The sequence below is a fragment of the Rhodanobacter ginsengisoli genome (assembly GCF_042657065.1).
Classification (GTDB): Bacteria; Pseudomonadota; Gammaproteobacteria; order Xanthomonadales; family Rhodanobacteraceae; genus Rhodanobacter; species Rhodanobacter ginsengisoli.
Genome location: NZ_JBHSNF010000004.1, coordinates 302,695 through 319,068 on the forward strand (window position 1 = coordinate 302,695; position 16,374 = coordinate 319,068).

At 59.3% G+C, this 16,374-nt stretch carries 14 protein-coding genes and 1 tRNA gene; 6 read left to right on the forward strand and 9 right to left on the reverse strand.

Annotated elements, in window-relative coordinates:
- Nucleotides 1–358: 358 nt before the first annotated feature.
- Nucleotides 359–772, forward strand: a complete 414-nt coding sequence (locus tag ACFPPA_RS17365) for a hypothetical protein (protein WP_377322188.1) — start codon at nucleotides 359–361, stop codon at nucleotides 770–772.
- A 409-nt stretch (nucleotides 773–1,181) separates the two neighbouring features.
- On the opposite strand, the gene ACFPPA_RS17370 is transcribed toward ACFPPA_RS17365, so the two are convergent.
- The 9 genes from ACFPPA_RS17370 to ACFPPA_RS17410 all read right to left on the reverse strand — a co-directional run bounded on the left by ACFPPA_RS17370 (nucleotide 1,182) and on the right by ACFPPA_RS17410 (nucleotide 13,425).
- On the reverse strand, nucleotides 1,182–1,865 hold the full coding sequence (locus ACFPPA_RS17370) for a M48 family metallopeptidase (protein ID WP_377322190.1): 684 nt from the start codon (nucleotides 1,863–1,865) through the stop codon (nucleotides 1,182–1,184).
- A 5-nt stretch (nucleotides 1,866–1,870) separates the two neighbouring features.
- Nucleotides 1,871–5,062, reverse strand: coding sequence for a type I restriction endonuclease subunit R (locus tag ACFPPA_RS17375; protein ID WP_377322192.1), 3,192 nt, complete (start codon nucleotides 5,060–5,062; stop codon nucleotides 1,871–1,873).
- Nucleotides 5,059–7,185: a GmrSD restriction endonuclease domain-containing protein gene (locus tag ACFPPA_RS17380; RefSeq protein ID WP_377322194.1), complete on the reverse strand. Its 2,127-nt coding sequence runs from the start codon at nucleotides 7,183–7,185 to the stop codon at nucleotides 5,059–5,061. The genes ACFPPA_RS17375 and ACFPPA_RS17380 overlap by 4 nt, the downstream gene beginning before the upstream one ends.
- A 117-nt stretch (nucleotides 7,186–7,302) precedes the next feature.
- Nucleotides 7,303–7,953 carry a Cap15 family cyclic dinucleotide receptor domain-containing protein gene (locus tag ACFPPA_RS17385; RefSeq protein ID WP_377322196.1) on the reverse strand — a complete coding sequence of 217 codons (651 nt, stop codon included), beginning with the start codon at nucleotides 7,951–7,953 and terminating at the stop codon, nucleotides 7,303–7,305.
- Nucleotides 7,950–8,852: a nucleotidyltransferase domain-containing protein gene (locus tag ACFPPA_RS17390; protein ID WP_377322198.1), complete on the reverse strand. Its 903-nt coding sequence runs from the start codon at nucleotides 8,850–8,852 to the stop codon at nucleotides 7,950–7,952. Before ACFPPA_RS17390 ends, ACFPPA_RS17385 begins: the two co-directional genes overlap by 4 nt.
- Nucleotides 8,849–10,138, reverse strand: a complete 1,290-nt coding sequence (locus tag ACFPPA_RS17395) for a restriction endonuclease subunit S (protein WP_377322200.1) — start codon at nucleotides 10,136–10,138, stop codon at nucleotides 8,849–8,851. The genes ACFPPA_RS17390 and ACFPPA_RS17395 overlap by 4 nt, the downstream gene beginning before the upstream one ends.
- Nucleotides 10,135–12,822, reverse strand: a complete 2,688-nt coding sequence (locus tag ACFPPA_RS17400; protein ID WP_377322202.1) for a type I restriction-modification system subunit M — start codon at nucleotides 12,820–12,822, stop codon at nucleotides 10,135–10,137. The genes ACFPPA_RS17395 and ACFPPA_RS17400 overlap by 4 nt, the downstream gene beginning before the upstream one ends.
- A 66-nt stretch (nucleotides 12,823–12,888) precedes the next feature.
- A complete protein-coding gene (locus tag ACFPPA_RS17405) occupies nucleotides 12,889–13,014 on the reverse strand; it encodes a hypothetical protein (RefSeq protein ID WP_377322204.1) in 126 nt (41 codons plus the stop codon).
- 334 nt (nucleotides 13,015–13,348) lie between these two features.
- Nucleotides 13,349–13,425, reverse strand: a tRNA-Met gene (locus tag ACFPPA_RS17410).
- A gap of 178 nt (nucleotides 13,426–13,603) precedes the next feature.
- On the opposite strand from ACFPPA_RS17410, the gene ACFPPA_RS17415 reads away from it, so the two are divergent.
- From ACFPPA_RS17415 to ACFPPA_RS17435, 5 genes are all read left to right on the forward strand, one after another.
- Nucleotides 13,604–14,164, forward strand: a complete 561-nt coding sequence (locus ACFPPA_RS17415) for an RNA pyrophosphohydrolase (RefSeq protein ID WP_377322206.1) — start codon at nucleotides 13,604–13,606, stop codon at nucleotides 14,162–14,164.
- A gap of 62 nt (nucleotides 14,165–14,226) precedes the next feature.
- Nucleotides 14,227–14,424, forward strand: coding sequence for a (2Fe-2S)-binding protein (locus ACFPPA_RS17420; protein WP_377322208.1), 198 nt, complete (start codon nucleotides 14,227–14,229; stop codon nucleotides 14,422–14,424).
- Between the two features lie 142 nt (nucleotides 14,425–14,566).
- The gene (bfr, locus tag ACFPPA_RS17425; RefSeq protein ID WP_377322210.1) at nucleotides 14,567–15,037 is read left to right on the forward strand and encodes a bacterioferritin; all 471 of its coding nucleotides are present in this window, start codon (nucleotides 14,567–14,569) and stop codon (nucleotides 15,035–15,037) included.
- A 118-nt stretch (nucleotides 15,038–15,155) separates the two neighbouring features.
- On the forward strand, nucleotides 15,156–15,908 hold the full coding sequence (locus tag ACFPPA_RS17430) for a DUF6776 family protein (RefSeq protein ID WP_377322212.1): 753 nt from the start codon (nucleotides 15,156–15,158) through the stop codon (nucleotides 15,906–15,908).
- A complete protein-coding gene (locus tag ACFPPA_RS17435; RefSeq protein WP_377322213.1) occupies nucleotides 15,895–16,335 on the forward strand; it encodes a bactofilin family protein in 441 nt (146 codons plus the stop codon). The genes ACFPPA_RS17430 and ACFPPA_RS17435 overlap by 14 nt, the downstream gene beginning before the upstream one ends.
- Nucleotides 16,336–16,374 lie beyond the last annotated feature (39 nt).

Genomic DNA, 16,374 nt, shown 5'->3' on the forward strand with positions numbered 1-16,374 from the left:
TTTACGCCTGAACGCGGACACTTCCGGGAAGGCCTAGGATCGGTGAATCAGAGCGTGATGGCCACCTGATGCGTCGGATGATCAACAAGATCGACACCGTGAACGTCAACGGCCGGGCCGAGCGCAAGTGTCTGGTCCCGCCTGGTTCCGGTAGTCCCCGAAGAGCACGGCGAGCTCCTGGAAGCACCTGTCATCGGGGGTGATGGCGGCAAGGACTGGCGGCGATGCCGCCAGTCGGGTGGCCGCGGTGACGCACGCGGCAGTCGAGCAGCGCCGAGGCGCAACAACTTTTCGACGTCGCGGCAACCTGCCGGAACAGACAATGCGCCCACGTTCCCTGACGACACAGGAGCTCGCCATGACCCACGCCGACAAGCTCAAGGGCAACAGCAAAAACGCCTCCACGCCGACTTCGGCAACGTCGGGCACAGGCAGACGCGCCGGCCGCTCATCGTACAAGGCCGAGGATGTGATCCGCCGAGCCACGCAGCCGGAGGGTGGCGTGGGTGGCCAGAGCGGCACCGGTCAGCGGCGACCGCATCACGCCGTCGACGAGGCATCAGGCAAACAGGCCACGCAGTCGCCGACATCCAGAGAGACCGAGCTGCCCGAGCCGCCCGCCGGGCCGGGCTATCAGAGCGGCGGCCGCGGGATGGACCGCGAACAACGCGTCGCCGAGCGCAAGCGGCGCGAGAGCGGAGCGGGCAAGATGATGGACCAGGGCCCCGGTCTCGACCCGCCACCCGGCGCGCCTTTTCGTCCCCGGCACTAGGCCGGGCGACGCACGCGACGAAGGGGGTCAGCATCTCGCTGCCCAAGGGGATAAGTGAACCTGACCCGGCGTTGAGCGCGGCCAAGGTGCCGGAATTTTTGAGTCGTAGGTTTGCGGGTATCGGCTTCGAGCAGCTGCTGCGCGTCAGCGGCCCGGACCTGAGGTTATGGGTGCTCTCGAATGATTGCCATAAATGCCCTATGGCAAGCCATTCTTGCTGGCACGAGTAAGACACCTACCGTCAAATCTACCGTCAGCGGGACGGGGCTGTCTTTCGCTACCTAACCAAAGACCACGACCATTAAACACCCGCCAGACAGCGGAAAAGGTCGGCACCCCTCATTTCACCTCCAAAATCGACATCAACCACGACCTGTCCGTCGCGCCGAACCGCAGTTTGCAATTGTGCCTACACCTCCTCCTCGAGCGCTTGTCCTTGCTCACGAAGCCAGACACGGGCCTCTTCCACCTTCGGTACCTGCGCTCGCACCACGTTCCAGAATCGTGCCGTATGGTTGGCCTCGATCAAGTGAGCGAGTTCATGTGCGATCACATAATCTATGACGAAGGTAGGAGCTTTGATCAAGCGCCAGTTGAAGTTCACACTATCTTTTATTGTGCAGGAGCCCCAGCGGTAGCGGTTGTCAACGATACGGGCGCGCTGAAACTCAACGCCGAGGGATCGGGCGAAACTGGACACCCGCGGCAGGATCTTTTCATTGGCTCTCGCGATGTACCACTCGCGCAGCGCCATCTTCCGCTTCGCCACTTTCGACGCAGGCACCAAGAAACGCTGGTTGAACTGGACGGCGTCAAGTCCTGCGGCGACCACCTCAACGCGGTACTGCCGGCCGAGATACAGCGCAGACTCTCCGTTGACGAGCTCCTTGCCCGGAGGGTGGGGCAGGTCACGGTACTTCCGCGGATCCTTGCGCTTCTCGAAGATCCAGTGCCGCTTTGCCTCGACGACCTGACGGATGGCCTCGTCCGTCGCTCCCATTGGCGCATGCACTACAACCGTACGGTCGCGCTCAACCACAATCGTAAGCTTGCGCCTCTTTCCGGACCGTTGGACTGTGTAGGCAAAATCCACGCGTACTACTCCGCAAACACGATGATGTCGTTGTTCTTCTCGGCGATCTCCATGACGCGGCTGATGATGTGTGCCCGCTGTTTTCGCAGGCTGGGCATCGACTCGAACTCAGGCGCGAGTAGAACGTTCTGGATCTCTGCTTTCAACTTGTTGCGCGCCGGGATGCTTTCCCAGAACCCTCTCAATCGCAGCTCGCGTTCGACGACGAGGAACACCTTCTGCGTCAGGTCGACCAGGTGGCCGACTGCATCTTCCTCCGTCATGCCATAGTGCGCGGCGGCTTCAGCAACCGTCTTTGCTTCGATTTCGCCCGAGCCAATTCCTATCCCGAACAGCTCACGCTTAAACATCCGGAACAGAGGCATCTGCTTCTTGCGGTGTAGCCCGTAGGTTGGTTCCTGGCTTGCACTGATGATCCGCTGCCGGAGCTGCTCCAATTCCTCGTAGATCTTGTTCCAGTTGTCACGAAACTGTTCGAAGATAGTCGCCAGGGCTTCAGCGAAGGAAGCCTGAAGCTCCGGATCATCATTGAGGTCGACGTCGAGGTGGTGGCGGATGGCATGCTCGATCTCGGCCGCCTTAGTCTTGGTTCGCCGCTGCCCACCGACGTTTTTCTGAAAGTCCTCATCGAGGATCGAAATCGGGGGAACTTTGACATCAATGCCCCGAGACTCAAGATGGGCATCCGTGATTGCACGAAGTTTCGCGGGGATCCCTTTCATGCTCAGCCGCTGGTCGCGGAAGTGCTTCCCGGCGAGGACATTGATCTCGACTAGCGCCTGGTAGTCGCCCATGAATTCAAGCGCTTGGCGGGCAGGGAACAGAAGATTGAGCGCCTTGGTAAGCCGCTTGAATGCGAGCATGAACTCAAAGCGAATGTCCTCATCGTAGAACACGTCGTAGAAGGCATCGTGATCGCCCATGTCCGTGAGTCCGTGCTTCTGGAGCAGAGCCATCACGGCGGCGTGAGCGTCCCGAAGTTCCTGCAACTCTTCGTCGGGAAAGCTCAGGGCATCAACGATTTCCTTCTGCTCGCGCTCATCGTAGGTGTCGATTGCCTTCTTGAGGTGATGGCCGATACCGACATAATCCACCACGAAACCCTTGTCCTTGGACTCGCCGCCCACGCGGTTCACGCGAGCGATCGCCTGCAGCAGATTGTGAGCGACCACGACCTTGTCTAGATACATCACCTGCTCGACCGGCGCGTCGAAGCCGGTCAGTAGCATGTTGTTGACAATCAGGATGCCCATGTCACCGTTGACACCATCCTCCTCGCCTCCAAACGACATCTTGAAGCTCTTAATGCTCGCTTCGTGTCTGGAAGAATCAGAGTATTCCTTGAGATGCGGCAGATCGTTATGGCGGCTGGAGATCACCACGTCTGTCTTCATGGCCCTGAGCCGGTCAATGTCCAGCTTGTGTGGGTTGGCCTGCTCCAGTTTCGCGACCGCCGCCACGAGCGCCGCGTCCAGATGTTTCTTGTAGCGCACGGCTGCCTCACGTGAGGTCGCCACTACTTGCGCCTTGTAACCGTTGGGGAACACGTGCGTGAGGTAGTGCTCCACCATGTCTTTGGCCTTGGCCTCGACGGTGGGCTCTGCTTCGAGATAGGCGCCCCGCGACCCATAGCCGAGGATGTCCAGACGCTCTTGCAGGTTGTAATCGCTGAACACATCCTCGAACGCCGCGTCCATCCCGGCCTGATCGGGAACCTCGGCATTGTGCGTGCGGCCTTCGTAAACGATCTCCAACGTCACACCGTCCTCGATGGACTGACGCATTGTGTACTTGTCGATGTAGTCGCCAAACACCTGTTCGGTCTTGTCGATCGGCGTGCCGGTGTAGCCTATCTTGGCAGCGTTGGGGATACCCTTGTCGAGGTTGGCGCCAAGCAGCTTGTACTGCGATCGGTGGGCCTCGTCGGTCATGACCAGGATGTTGGGGCTGGCGTTCAGCTCCGGGAAGGTCTCGGACAAGTCCGCCTCGCGGAACTTGTGAATCATGGCCATCACCAAGTCGGAAGTGTCGGCCGTGAGCAGTTCCTTGAGCCCCTTGATACTGTCGGCCAGCTTCACGGAAAAGCCGATGCTCTGGCTCGTTTCGGAAAGTTGCTGTTCCAACTGGGTGCGGTCGGTGACGAACACGACCTTCCAGTGCGAGAGTTGCGCGTGGCGGTACATCTCCCGGACCATGAACATCATGGTGAGCGATTTGCCGGAGCCCTGTGTGTGCCAGATGATGCCGCTGCGCTCGCGAGGGTTGTGGCCTTCAAGTAGCCGCTTCACTGCCAACTTCACTGCCCGGAACTGCTGATAGCGACCGACTACCTTGATTGTCTGACCTTTGTCATTCGTCGAGAAAAGCGTGAACGTGCGAATCAGGTCGAGCAGGTTGTCCAGATCGAGCATGCCGGCGACCAGACGCTGCTGGTCGTTGGGGCTGCCTGAGCCGTGGTCCAGCTCGTCCACGGTCCGTGGATAGGGATCGGCCCACCGGTAAAAGTACTTTTCGGTGTGTGTTGTGATGGTGCCAAACTTCGCTTCCTGCCGACAGGTCGCCACCACGAACTGGTTGTAGTAGAAGAGCGGCGCATTTCCCTCCCCCTTGGCCCCGCGCTGCTCGCTGTAGCGCAAAAGTTGGTCGATCGCCTCGGGAATCGCGTCGTTGACCTTGGGCGACTTGCACTCGATCACGACCACCGGGAGGCCGTTAAGAAAAAGCACGATATCGGGAATGATGTGGTACTCGGTGCCGAGGACGCGCAGCTTGAACTGGCAGATGGCGATGAAGCGGTTGTTGTCGCGCGCCATAAAGTCCACGAATCGGACAGTAGGGCTCTTGTCTCCGGTCTGACGATTCTCGCTGACGCTGGTGTTCTCCAGCAGGAGCTGGAACAGATGTTTGTTGTTCTCCAGGAGGCTAGTGCTCGGGAAGCTCGAAGTGAGTTGCTTGACGACCTCCTCGGTCTGGTCGTCTTCAAGCCACGGGTTGATGAGCTTGAGCCTCTCGCGCAATACCGGCAGTAGAACGGCGTCGGTGAAGCTCTCGCGATATGTGTCAGCCGGAGTCTGCTTTTGGTCCGTGAGGTCAATGACCTCCCAACCTAGGCCAGCGAGTTGATCGAGCAGTGGCTTCTCAACGTGCTGTCGCTCGTCGAGCTTGATGTGTTTCGGAGTCTCGCCCTGGAGAGTCATTCAGGAACTCCTTCGTCGGATTCTTCGCCATCGGCGCTTCCGATAAACAGAAGTTCCTCCCGTGCATGATCATCCTCGAACCGGACGTCCCAGCGCTTCTCCATGAATTTCAGCAACCGGATTCCACGTTCGCGAATCTCATTGGGTCCCCAATCCTCGCAATGGGAGACTTCAATTTCAGAGTGCGAGCCGTCTGCGTAGCCGTTGCGAAGCTTGGTGCCGTCGTGGTTGCACTTGGCCTTCTTTTTTTCAACGAATGCGTCGTTCTGCAACGAAGAGTTGATCGCTGAAGAAAGCAGCAGCAGGTTACCCAGGCTATTGAGATGCGCTTCTCGCTCTCGCTTGCGAATGCCCTTGAAAACTGGCTTCCACGCCGGAGTTTCAGATTGCGGATAAATGTGCTCGATGGAGATTCTGTCCTTTGGTGTCTTGAGCAGATCCGACCAGTCGACCTTTTTCTGGCGACTGCTGGATAACAGGCTCAACTCGTACTCATAGAGAAAATATCGCAAGCCGGACCATCCGTAGTAGCCCTGACCGTTCTCGAACTTTTTCTGAAGCAGAAAATAAAACTCATCGGCATCAAAGTGCCCCTCGTCCGCGAAAGTGAAGCCCATCTGATTGCGCAGGCGCTGCTTCAGTTCAGCCAGATCCATATCGCCACGGTCGATTGCGCGAACGGCATTGCTGAACTCCGAGCTGCGATAATTCGAACGGGTTTGGGTCAACCGGAATACCACGAAGACAAACCGCTCGATCTCTTTGAAGATGCCGATACGCTGGCCGGGATCATCGTATTTCTTCAGGATCGCCATCAATAGCGGGCGGAAGTACGCCATACCCAGCCGATTCAGGCGTTGAAGCCATTCTGTCTCTTTACGCGTCAAATCTTCTGACATCGCTGGGTAGAACGTGCGGAACCAGTGAACTGATGAGGCCTTGAGGCTCTTGACGTAATCGCGAATCTCGTTCGGTCTTAACTCGGCCACCATCACCAGTTCTCTGGCCTCAGTGGCTTCGGTGATCTCGAGAGCGTTCTCGTCGTCGATGTCCTGATCCGCCTCTGACGTCTGCTCCTCAGCTTCCTCCAGTTCCACAGGTTGGACCATCTTGCGATGAACACGCTGCGGCGTGAACTGCTCATCCAGCAGGAACTTGATGTAGTCTCGCCCCGTCTGGCGCGAGAACTTGAAGTACATCATCCAGTGGGCTCGCAGAAAATCATCGTCGTTTAGGGGCTTCGACTTGTTGCGCCCCAGCTGGAAGTAGACCTCTTTCCAAGCGTCGTTGACCAACTCCCGAAGGTCTCGGCGTTCCGCAGGGTCCAATTCCGCGTCGGTGTAAAGGGTCGTGAGGTAGATCAACCGATTCTTGAGTAGCTCCAGGTCAGACAGTGCCTTGCCACGGTTGTTCATGGTTTCGAAGGCGACGAACACATCGAATTCGTCCTTGATGATGTACTCGTTGAACAGGAACCGCTTGGTCAACGTGCGATAAATATTCTGCAGGCCCTCGATCCCTTGCTGCTCGTGCCACGCCCGCAGTTGCTCCATGAAGTAGCGCTTGCCATTGCTGAGGTTGAGGGTATAGAACGTCTCGCGCACCGTGCCGCCGCCCGTTTCGCCTAGAATCCGGTACCGCATGTACTCGTAGCTGGGGTTGTCGACGGTGTAGCCGAACTTGTAGGTACGAAAGGCGTCGCCGGCCGGTTTCACTTCGAACAGAAACTTACTCTCGACGGCCGCGATGCTGAGCGTGTCGGTCAGGTAGATGAGGTTGTCTGTCAGGCCCTTGTTTTCCGGCAAACTGCGAAGCAGCTCGTTAAAGGCCTGCAGAAACAGAGTAAAGGTCGTCAGACGCTGCTGCCCATCCACGATGTGGTAAAGCTTGTACGAGTGATCGTCGACCAGCCAAAACTCCTTCGCGTCCTCGTGGACCTCGCTGACCGGAATCTCCTTCAACGTCAGTACACCGGTGTAGTGTGAGCGACCATCGGGCAGGTTAATCAGGTCCTCCCAGAAGGCGTCCAATTGTTCGCGTCCCCAGGCGTACCCGCGCTGGTAGTCGGGGATGCGGAACAGCTTTTCCTTGAAAAGACTGTCGAGTGATTTGGGTTCGTCCATCACAATCCTTGGTTGATCAAAATGACTCGGCAATCAGGCGCTTCTCGATGTGGCCGCACTCATCAAGGCGATGTTGCTTACTTGTGGTCGATTCCGTGCCGATGGCAGCTTGTCCAACTACTTAGCTTGCAGCGGGTGCGATCCGAAGTCGTCGGGGAGATCGTCAAGCCTTTCGCGACACCTGAACGTCAGCGTGACCTCGCCAGTGGTCTTCCGTGTTGACCAGTAGCTTCCCCTCAGCGTCTGAGCCGGCACCCCAATGATCTCGAAGAGCATCGCGCCATCATGTGGCTGACTACGATCTTGAATCAGAACCGACGGCACACTCGTATAACAATAGGCCAGCTTGCGTACTTGCTCGTCATTGTCGATCCAGAAGTCGGCGCAATAGCTGCGGCTAGTCATCTCAGCCGTGCGCATCACGGAGCTGATTCGGCCAAACGTCTGCCGTATCGTCAGCAGTGCCGGGATCGGCCCGGGAACCTCTCCGGTATCCGGGTTCTTCCAAGTCGTTTGAAGGGACCCCTGCCAAGTGCCATCGAGGCAAGGAAAAGGTACAAGCCAATTGCGAAAGATTCGCCACTTCCAGGCGTACAGCACGAAAACCATCCATATGAAGAGCAGAATGGGTACTGTCTTGTAGGCGATCTTCAACGCACTCCAGATATCGTTAACTTCTGCCCCCGTTGCGAGCGCAACGGAGACGAAGCAAACGGCGAAGAGGCCGAATATGAAGAACGCGAATGGTTTGACCTTGATGTTCTTCATTGGTATCCAATGTGATTCCATGCTGCTTGCAGGAATTCATTCGCTTCCCGACGTGTCCATGGTTGGACAGAACGGAAAAGGTACTTCAGCTCGTTGACCTCACCCCATTCCGAGCAGTCCTCATCCTTTCGCGTGCGGCTCCACAAATCCGCAAGTACGTGTCGGACGATCGCGGTGTACGAATCCTTGCTGAAAGCATCGACGTCAGCGTTCCAGACAAGGCACTCGATCAGGAACGATGACGTCTTTTTGGCTATGGCGACATCTTCGTCCCGCATCTTGTCTCGCAACCGCTTGAGGATGCGGATCACGCGCTTGTACTTCCGACCGGTTGCAGTGTTCCGATTCACGCCGTTGTTGTAGGTCTGCTCCGGCCAGTTGATGATCCGCTCACCTGAGTCGGGGTCAAAAGCGACGCCGGACAGATAGTGGTGGCTACCGTCGGCATTCGTCTGCCCCGTGTACCGGCGATACTCGAGCGTCGGGACCACATCTGCATCGATACGATACGTGTTTGCGTGTACGTCGAAGGCCTTGTTCCCACGCGTGACGCCACCTTTGCCGAAATAGTCCACCAAGGCTTTCTGGACCATGTTTTTGAAATCAGCGAACGCCATCGTGCCGGGAATGTTCCCGGCGGCTTCGCGAGACATGCCTTCTGGATAATGATCGAAGAAGGTTGCGTTGTAGCGCACGCTGATATCCACGTCGCTGTTCTGCCGGACGTTCGTGCGAGCTCTATACGAGCCTTGGGCGAAAACGGAAATGTCGAGGACGGCAAGCTGCGCACTCGCCTTGATGGCCTTTCGTACGGCCGTCTCAGCGTTGCTGCACTTGTCAGACTCGGTTTGACCGGGTCCTTTCGACAATGACGTGAGGTTGTTTTCGGAAATATTCACGCGCCGACCTCCTCCTTCTGGCTCTGCAAGAGTGCGGTGACCCGACGATCCCCCGTCAGCAGATCGTGCATCAGACCGGCCTTCACAGACTTCAGTTTGTTGAGATGCTTCCGAGAAGCATTGAGGACCTCATTCACAGCCGCGATGCGAACTGCGATAGCCCGCTGCTCATCTAAATCCGTCGGGAACGCGGCGGGGATTGACCGAAGATTGGTTGGATTGATGTTCACTTGCTGAACAGCCGGCGTGGCTTGCCGGCGCATAGCGATCTGAACTCGATCCGAGTTAAGCCAGAAATTAAGCATCTCGGGTAGCAGTTTGTCCGGATGCGGGTTCAGCCGAACGAGGTACGACGCAAAGGTTGCGCGCTCGATCTGGCCTCGCCAGATGCCAGTTCGGCCAACGTGCTCCCAGCTATTCGTCCGATTGAAGAGCACATCACCGTCTTTCAGCCATAAATGCTCGGGCACGGGAGCGTCAGTGAACTTGAGGTCAGATAGTTCTGCTTCACCATTGAGCAGATTGTTCATGCGCAACACGGGAGAACCAAATTCGCCGAGCGATGTTGAAATCCCGTAGTCGGCCGAAGGAACAAACACCGCCAAGGACGCACTTTCCCACTCCACCGGAATCCGACCGAGTGGTGAGTCCTTGAACTCGTGAGTCTGCTCGGAGCGGAGGTTGCCGTGCTCGTCAATGCCGCAGGTTAACAGTTCCTGCGTCAGGCCGGTCTTGATGCGCTGCCGTTTGGCGATGAGCACCTCGGTCTGCTCAATCGCCCGATCCACCGTCGAAAGCACCTCGGCGATCTTGGATTGTTCTGCTTTATCACTTGGTAGAACCACCTCGACCTTAGCCAGAGACGATTTCGAGATCTCTGCGAAGGTTGTACCTTCACCCAGTTGCTTTAGGCGGGGGACAATCGCCGTGACAGCGTAGTAGATGAACTCGGAATGATATGAATCATGCAATGCAATGCTCTTGCACCCCTGGTTTGTACAGAAGGGGGCGGTCGGGATCGCCACATAGCCAATCGGCGCTCGCGAGGACAAGACGATCGAGCCGGCCGGCAACAGGGGCGCGGAGCAATTGCGAAGCCCTCGCTCTGTAATGTGCTTCGCTGAGTCGTAGAGGTAGGGAGTATTCAGACGACTGAGATCAGTCGGCGTCACCCACACCGTAGCTCCGTTCCAGTACTCCTTCCTGGAGGAAGATGGTGTCGATCCGGAGCACAGCTCCCCAAGTTGGCTCAATCGGCGGCTGGTCCATCCAGGCGGAAGTGTCATGAAAGGTATCCCAATGCGTTCTGGAAGCCACCCAGTGTGGTGAGCGTAGCCGCTCGTTTGATCTCCAGTGCGTCCGCGGCGATGGCGTATTTCTCCCAAAGATTCTCCACCGCCCGCACCAGCACTCGCTTCTCTGCGTTGAGGTAGCGATCGAGTTCGTCGCGGGCGATGTCGTAGATCTTCTTCAGGATCAGGCGGCGGGCATCGTCCTCGCTGATCTGGCCGCCGACCGCCTTGAGCACCGCATCGACCTGCGCGAGTCGGGCGTTCAGTGCCTCCTTGTCTTTGCCGAGCGCAGTGATGCTCTTTTTGTCGGTCTTATTCTTGGGATCCAGTTTGGCGAGGTGAGCATCCGCCTGAACCATCAGCTGGTCGGTCGCTACCTTGAAGTCGTCGGCCCCGAGGCGCTTGAGTTCGAGTTTGAACTGCAGTTCGCTCTGCTCTTGTTTTTGTTCCGCCTTGGCATCCTTGATGCGCTTCTCGATCGCCTTGATGACCTTGTCCTGGTCGGTGAGGTTCTTGAGTTCCTTCTTGGCGGACGCCCCGGTACTCCCCTTCAAATCGTCGATGAGTGCCTTGAGGGCTTTCTTGATGACGGTGGCGGTGACCTTCTCATCTTCGTCGGGCTCGTAGGCGCAAACCTCTTGGGCGACCTCGACCGCCTCGGCCAGTTCTCCCTGGGCTCCGGCGATAATGCCGTCCAGCGTCTCGATCGCGTCCGCTTCTACCTGGAAGTACTCGGCGATGAGGTACTCATCCGGGATCAGGGAGTGGTGCCAGCCGGTGGAGGCGATGGTCTTCAGGTCGTAGCGGATCTGCTGCCACCAGTTGACGAAGACGCCCGCACTCTTGAACTCGTCGAGCACACCCAGCGGCACCAGTTTGGCCTTCAGAGCGATGATCAGCTCGTGGCGAATCTCGGGCATCTTCTTGCCGCCATTGCCTGCGTGCTGGAGCTGGGCAAAGCCGATCTTGTCGGCTGACCACCATGATTCGAGGGCATCGTGGTGTCGGGCAAGAGTGTCCACCAGGGCCGGGGCAGCTTCGAGCGTAGTCTTGATGGCGGGCTTGGCGTCGATCGACTTACGGAAGGCGAGGTAGCCGCTGCGCTCAGGCTCGAACAGCGAATCCGGGTGGATGCCGAACTTGGCGAAGTCGTCCGTTCGCGCGGCAACTTCCGCCTCGGGGATGCCGCCAATGAGATGGGCCTGGACATCCTCCGGCTCGGGGTCGGGCGTGTTGTCCACGTAGCGGCGGATGTTGAGGTTGTAGTCGTGGGTGTCCACGATTTCGGATTTCAGCACTAGGCGTGAGTATTTGGGCAGCTCGCGCTTATGGGTGAAGACGAAATCAATCTTCTCGATGTCCTCGGGGCGAAGCTTGTTCTGGTTTTTACCCTCGGCGTACTCGCGATCGGCGTTGATGAATAGGATCTTGTCCTTGAGTGCGTCGGGTTTGCTCTTGTTGCAGACCAGCACGCAGGCAGGGATGCCGGTGCCGTAGAAGAGACCAGGCGGGAGACTGACGATGGCCTCGACGCAGTCGTCGTTGATGAACATCTCGCGGATGAGCTTTTCCTTGCCACCACGAAACAGGACCCCGTGGGGCATGACCGTCGCCATCCGGCCGTTGGGCTTGAGGCTCGCCAGCATGTGCTGGACAAACATCAGGTCGGCTTTCTTGCCTGACTCCGGGCACCACTCGCGGAAGCGCGTGGGAAACTGCATGGTTGCGCGGCTGTAGTTCTGCGAGAACGGCGGGTTGGCGAGCACTCGGTCAAACTTGCGAACCTGCCCGTTGTCCAGGATGAGCGGATTCTCCAGCGTGTCACCGTTCTCGATCGTGAAGCGGGTGATGTTGTGGAGGATCATGTTCATGATGCAGATTGACCAGACCGTGCCGTTGGAGTCCTGGCCATAGAGCGCGAGGTCGTCAGCATTCTGGCCCTGCTCGTCCACGTACTGGTGCGCCTGAATGAGGAAGCCGCCGGAACCAACCGTGGGGTCGTAGATGGTGTTGCCAGCCTCCGGCTGGGTGAGTTGGACGAGCAAGCGGACGACCTCTCCGGGCGTATAGAACTCGCCGCCTTTCTTGCCGGCACTGTCGGCAAAGAATTTGATCAGGTACTCGTAGGCGGCACCGAGCAGGTCGGGGAACTCGAAGTTGTCGTTGACCAGGACGAACCCGGGCTGACTGAAGTGGTCGAGCAGGTCCTTCCACTTCTGATCCGGGATCTTGGTCTTTCCCTTCAGTGCGTTGAAGTTGATATTGTTCTTCAGCACGCCGGCAAGCGCATCGTTCTCGTCCTCAATGGCCGCAATGGCTTTGTTGAGCATGTTGCCGATGTCGTACTTGAGGTCCTTCAGGGCCGGCACGAGATCGCCATTCTCGTCCTTCCACGATGCGTACCAACGGGCCCTGGCGGGGACAAAAAAGGTCTCGCCATAGGAAGTCTTGTCTTCGAGCAACTCATCGACGAGTTCCGGCTGATCCCTGAGATGCGCGAAGGTCTGCTTGCGGAGCTTCTCGCGTTTGAGATCGAACTCGTCGGAGAGCCGCTTGAGGAACAGCATGCCAAAGATGAACTCTTTGAACTCTGAGGCGTCCATCTTGCCACGCAGGATGTCAGCTGCCTTCAGGAGAAAGGACTCGAGCTGGGCGAGGGTAATTTTTTCCGTCTTCAAATCAGATTCTCATGGTTTATGTGGCAGCTGGTTGGCGATGCCGGTCAAGTTGTGTCGGACGCACGGTCAGTTTTGCTGGTAATTATTGGTTAAGAAGCTGGCAGTGTGCAGCTGCGGCAGGAGCAGCGCGAGGTTTGCAAGTGTTTCGCCCGTTGGCGTTTCGCCTGCGCGGGTAGCGGTATCAACTGACATGGCGAAAGCCCGTTGATTTCTATGTGCTTTTCGTACCAGTCATAGCGATTTCAGACAGCGAGACGCTTTTCCTCCGTCCGCGCACATCTCACTACCTAATCCATGAGTCGGTGGGCGATCCTCAAGCTCTCAGCTGAAGAGTTCGCTGATCACCTCACGGATGCGGTCGCGTTCCTCTTCCATGGTTCGACCCTCACGCTCGATCATCCTGTGAGCTTCCTCGAAGGCGCCACGCGCCTGGCGAACGGCTGGAAGGATAGGCACAAAAAAACCCGCTTTTATGCGGGTTTCGGGGTGTTTTTGGGTCTTGCTGAGGTGCCTTGGAACAGGCAAATGGTGGCTATGGGTGGACTCGAACCACCGACCCCAGCATTATGAGTGCTGTGCTCTAACCAGCTGAGCTACATAGCCTTGAAGGATCCCGACTGGCCGGATCGGAACGATACGGGCGGGGCGCGGAAGTGTAGTGGTCCAGCCCGTCTGGTTCAAGTGCGCGGCTTGCCGCGGCTTCACGGGCTGTGGTTGAATCAGGTGCAAGACTGGATGCGGTCTTGCCGGCAAACCACGCCGCGCGACTCCAGGAGGCGACATGATTGATGTTGATGGCTACCGTCCGAATGTCGGGATCGTACTGCTGAATGCAGACGGCCGGCTGTTCTGGGCGCGCCGGATCAATCGTGACGGCTGGCAGTTCCCGCAGGGCGGCATGCGCACGGACGAGACCCCGCTGGAGGCGATGTACCGCGAGCTGGAGGAGGAAACCGGGCTGGCCGCGCACCACGTGGAGGTGATCAGTGCCACCCACGGCTGGCTGCGCTACCGGCTGCCGCATCGCTATGTGCGGCACCATCAGCGGCCCACCTGCATCGGCCAGAAGCAGGTGTGGTTCCTGCTCAAGCTGGTCGGCGGCGAGGAGGCGCTGAAGCTGGACGCCTGCGACAAGCCGGAGTTCGACATCTGGCGCTGGGTCGATTTCTGGTATCCGGCGGCCCACGTGGTCAATTTCAAGCGACAGGTGTACGAGCGGGCGCTGCGCCACTTCGCGCCGCTGGTGGAAGAGCTGTTCAGCGTGACCCTGGGCACGCTGCCGCCACGCGAGGATGCCGGCGTGCCGCCGACCGGGCCCGGCAACGGCCGCGAGGCGGCCTGAGCGGAACGCACCGTTCACGTTTGATTGTTGACAATCATTCGCATTCGCGTTCTCATACGCTCATGTATATCTGCATGTGCAACGCCGTCACCGATCACGACATCCGCCGCGAAGCGGCCGCTGGCGTGCATTCGTTTGCCGAACTGCAGGCGCGTACCGGCTGCTCCGACTGCTGCGGCTGCTGCGAGCAGGAAGCCCGGGCCACGCTCGACCAGGCGGCGTCGCAGGTCCGTTGCCAGCTGCCGCTGGTCGCCGCCTGAGCCTTTCCCGTCGCCCCCTGACCCTGCGCTTCGCAGGCGGCGTCCCGCGTGGACAGCCGGTCGGCGCGCGGCGCGTTTCGTCGGCGGGCGGGCGATGTTTGTATAGTCTGCGTCTGCGCTGTCCGCCGATCGGAGAAAGGCCATGAAAGGTGATGCCAAGGTCATCGAGTACCTGAACAAGGTGCTCTACAACGAGCTGACCGCGATCAACCAGTACTTCCTGCATTGCCGCATGCTCAAGGACTGGGGTTACCCCGAGCTGGCCGAGCACGAGTACAAGGAGTCGATCGAGGAGATGAAGCACGCCGATCATCTGATCGAGCGGATCCTGTTCCTCGACGGCCTGCCGAACCTGCAGCACCTGGGCAAGTTGCGCATCGGCGAGAACGTGCTGGAAACCCTGCAGGGCGACCTGGACCTCGAGCTGGCCGCGGTGAAGGACCTGCGCGAGGCGATCGCCCACAGCGAAGGCGTCGCCGACTACGTCAGCCGCGACCTGTTCAAGGCCATCCTGCACGACGAGGAAGAACACATCGACTGGCTGGAAACCCAGTTCAGCCTGATCAAGGACATCGGCGCGGAGCGCTACCTGCAAAGCAAGATGCAGAGCTGATCCGGCCGCCCGCCGCGGCGCATGAATACAGGGCCGGAACGCGCAGGGCGTGCAGCCGTTCCTTGACGCTTTCGTCACGTCGGGGCTATACCTTGGGTTTTCCCCGGAACGTCCCCGCATGGCTTCACGACCACCGCCGCGCTTTGTCGTGCGCCGGCACGACGACGTCTCCCATCGTTGGCGGCGGCTGTGGTGGGGGTTGGCCTGGCTCGGCAGCCTGCTGTTGCTCGGCCTGATTCTTGGCGCACTGAGCCGGCGGATCGTGCCGATTGCCGTCGATCATTCGCAGCGGCGCGCCCTGCTCGGCCAGATCGACGACCTGAAGCAGCAGGTGGCGAACCTGCGGCGGGCGGCCCAGGTCAACGAGGTGGCCACCCGCGCGCTGCGCGGCACGCTGGCCCAGCGCGAGGAGGAGCTCAGCGGCCTGCGCGCCGACCTGGGTTTCTATTCGCGCCTGGTCGGCGGCGATGCCCAGCGCCAGGGGCTGAAGCTGCAGGAGGTCAAACTGCAGCCGATCACCGGTTCGCACGGCTGGAACCTGACCCTCAGCCTGACCCAGAACGCGAAACGCGGCGACGAGATCACCGGCGATGCCACCATCAGCGTCGAGGGCCTGCGCCACGACAAGGTGGTGACCCTGGATTGGCCGGCACTGGGCAACGCCACGCAGAACAGCGGGCTGCCGTTCCGTTTCACCTATTTCCAGCAATTGCAGGGCACCATCGTGCTGCCGGCGGACTTCCGCCCCACGCGACTGCGTATCCACATCCAACCCGCCCGTGGCGAGCCGGTCAACCGCGCCGTCGCATGGGCTGCCGCACTGAGCGGTAACATCACTACCGCCGAGGGAGACCGCGATGCTCAACCGTAGACGTAACGATCGCAACAACCGCAGCCCCGAAACCAGCCTGATCGCCCGCGGCACGGTGATCCGGGGCGACCTGCGCTTCAGCGGCGCGCTGCACCTGGATGGCCGCATCGAGGGTGCCGTGCTGGCCGATGGCGACGATGCCATGTTCACGCTCAGCGAGCACGGCCAGGTCCAGGGCGAGATCCGCGTGCCCAACGCGGTGATCAACGGCCACGTGACCGGCGACGTTCACGTCAGCGTGCGGCTGGAGCTGGCTGCGCTGGCGCGCATCGACGGGGATCTGCGCTACCACACCCTGGAAATGGCCGCCGGCGCCCAGGTCAACGGGCGCATCTCGCGCCAGGCCGAGGAAGCCCAGCGCGAGCTGCCGGCCCCGGCAAACGACGCCTCCGCCAGCGATGAACTGGACGAGGCGGTACCGGCCTGAAGCGCTATGCTTGCGCCTGTCCGTCACGCCCCCATCTAG

Coding starts and splice junctions, on each gene's coding strand:
- ACFPPA_RS17385 (WP_377322196.1), bottom strand. CDS start 7,953: ATGAAGAACATCAAGGTCAAACCATTCGCGTTCTTCATATTCGGCCTC.
- ACFPPA_RS17405 (WP_377322204.1), bottom strand. CDS start 13,014: ATGTCAGTTGATACCGCTACCCGCGCAGGCGAAACGCCAACGGGCGAA.
- ACFPPA_RS17365 (WP_377322188.1), top strand. CDS start 359: ATGACCCACGCCGACAAGCTCAAGGGCAACAGCAAAAACGCCTCCACG.
- ACFPPA_RS17395 (WP_377322200.1), bottom strand. CDS start 10,138: ATGACACTTCCGCCTGGATGGACCAGCCGCCGATTGAGCCAACTTGGG.
- ACFPPA_RS17375 (WP_377322192.1), bottom strand. CDS start 5,062: ATGACTCTCCAGGGCGAGACTCCGAAACACATCAAGCTCGACGAGCGA.
- ACFPPA_RS17430 (WP_377322212.1), top strand. CDS start 15,156: ATGGCTTCACGACCACCGCCGCGCTTTGTCGTGCGCCGGCACGACGAC.
- ACFPPA_RS17420 (WP_377322208.1), top strand. CDS start 14,227: ATGTATATCTGCATGTGCAACGCCGTCACCGATCACGACATCCGCCGC.
- ACFPPA_RS17435 (WP_377322213.1), top strand. CDS start 15,895: ATGCTCAACCGTAGACGTAACGATCGCAACAACCGCAGCCCCGAAACC.
- bfr (WP_377322210.1), top strand. CDS start 14,567: ATGAAAGGTGATGCCAAGGTCATCGAGTACCTGAACAAGGTGCTCTAC.
- ACFPPA_RS17380 (WP_377322194.1), bottom strand. CDS start 7,185: ATGGACGAACCCAAATCACTCGACAGTCTTTTCAAGGAAAAGCTGTTC.
- ACFPPA_RS17415 (WP_377322206.1), top strand. CDS start 13,604: ATGATTGATGTTGATGGCTACCGTCCGAATGTCGGGATCGTACTGCTG.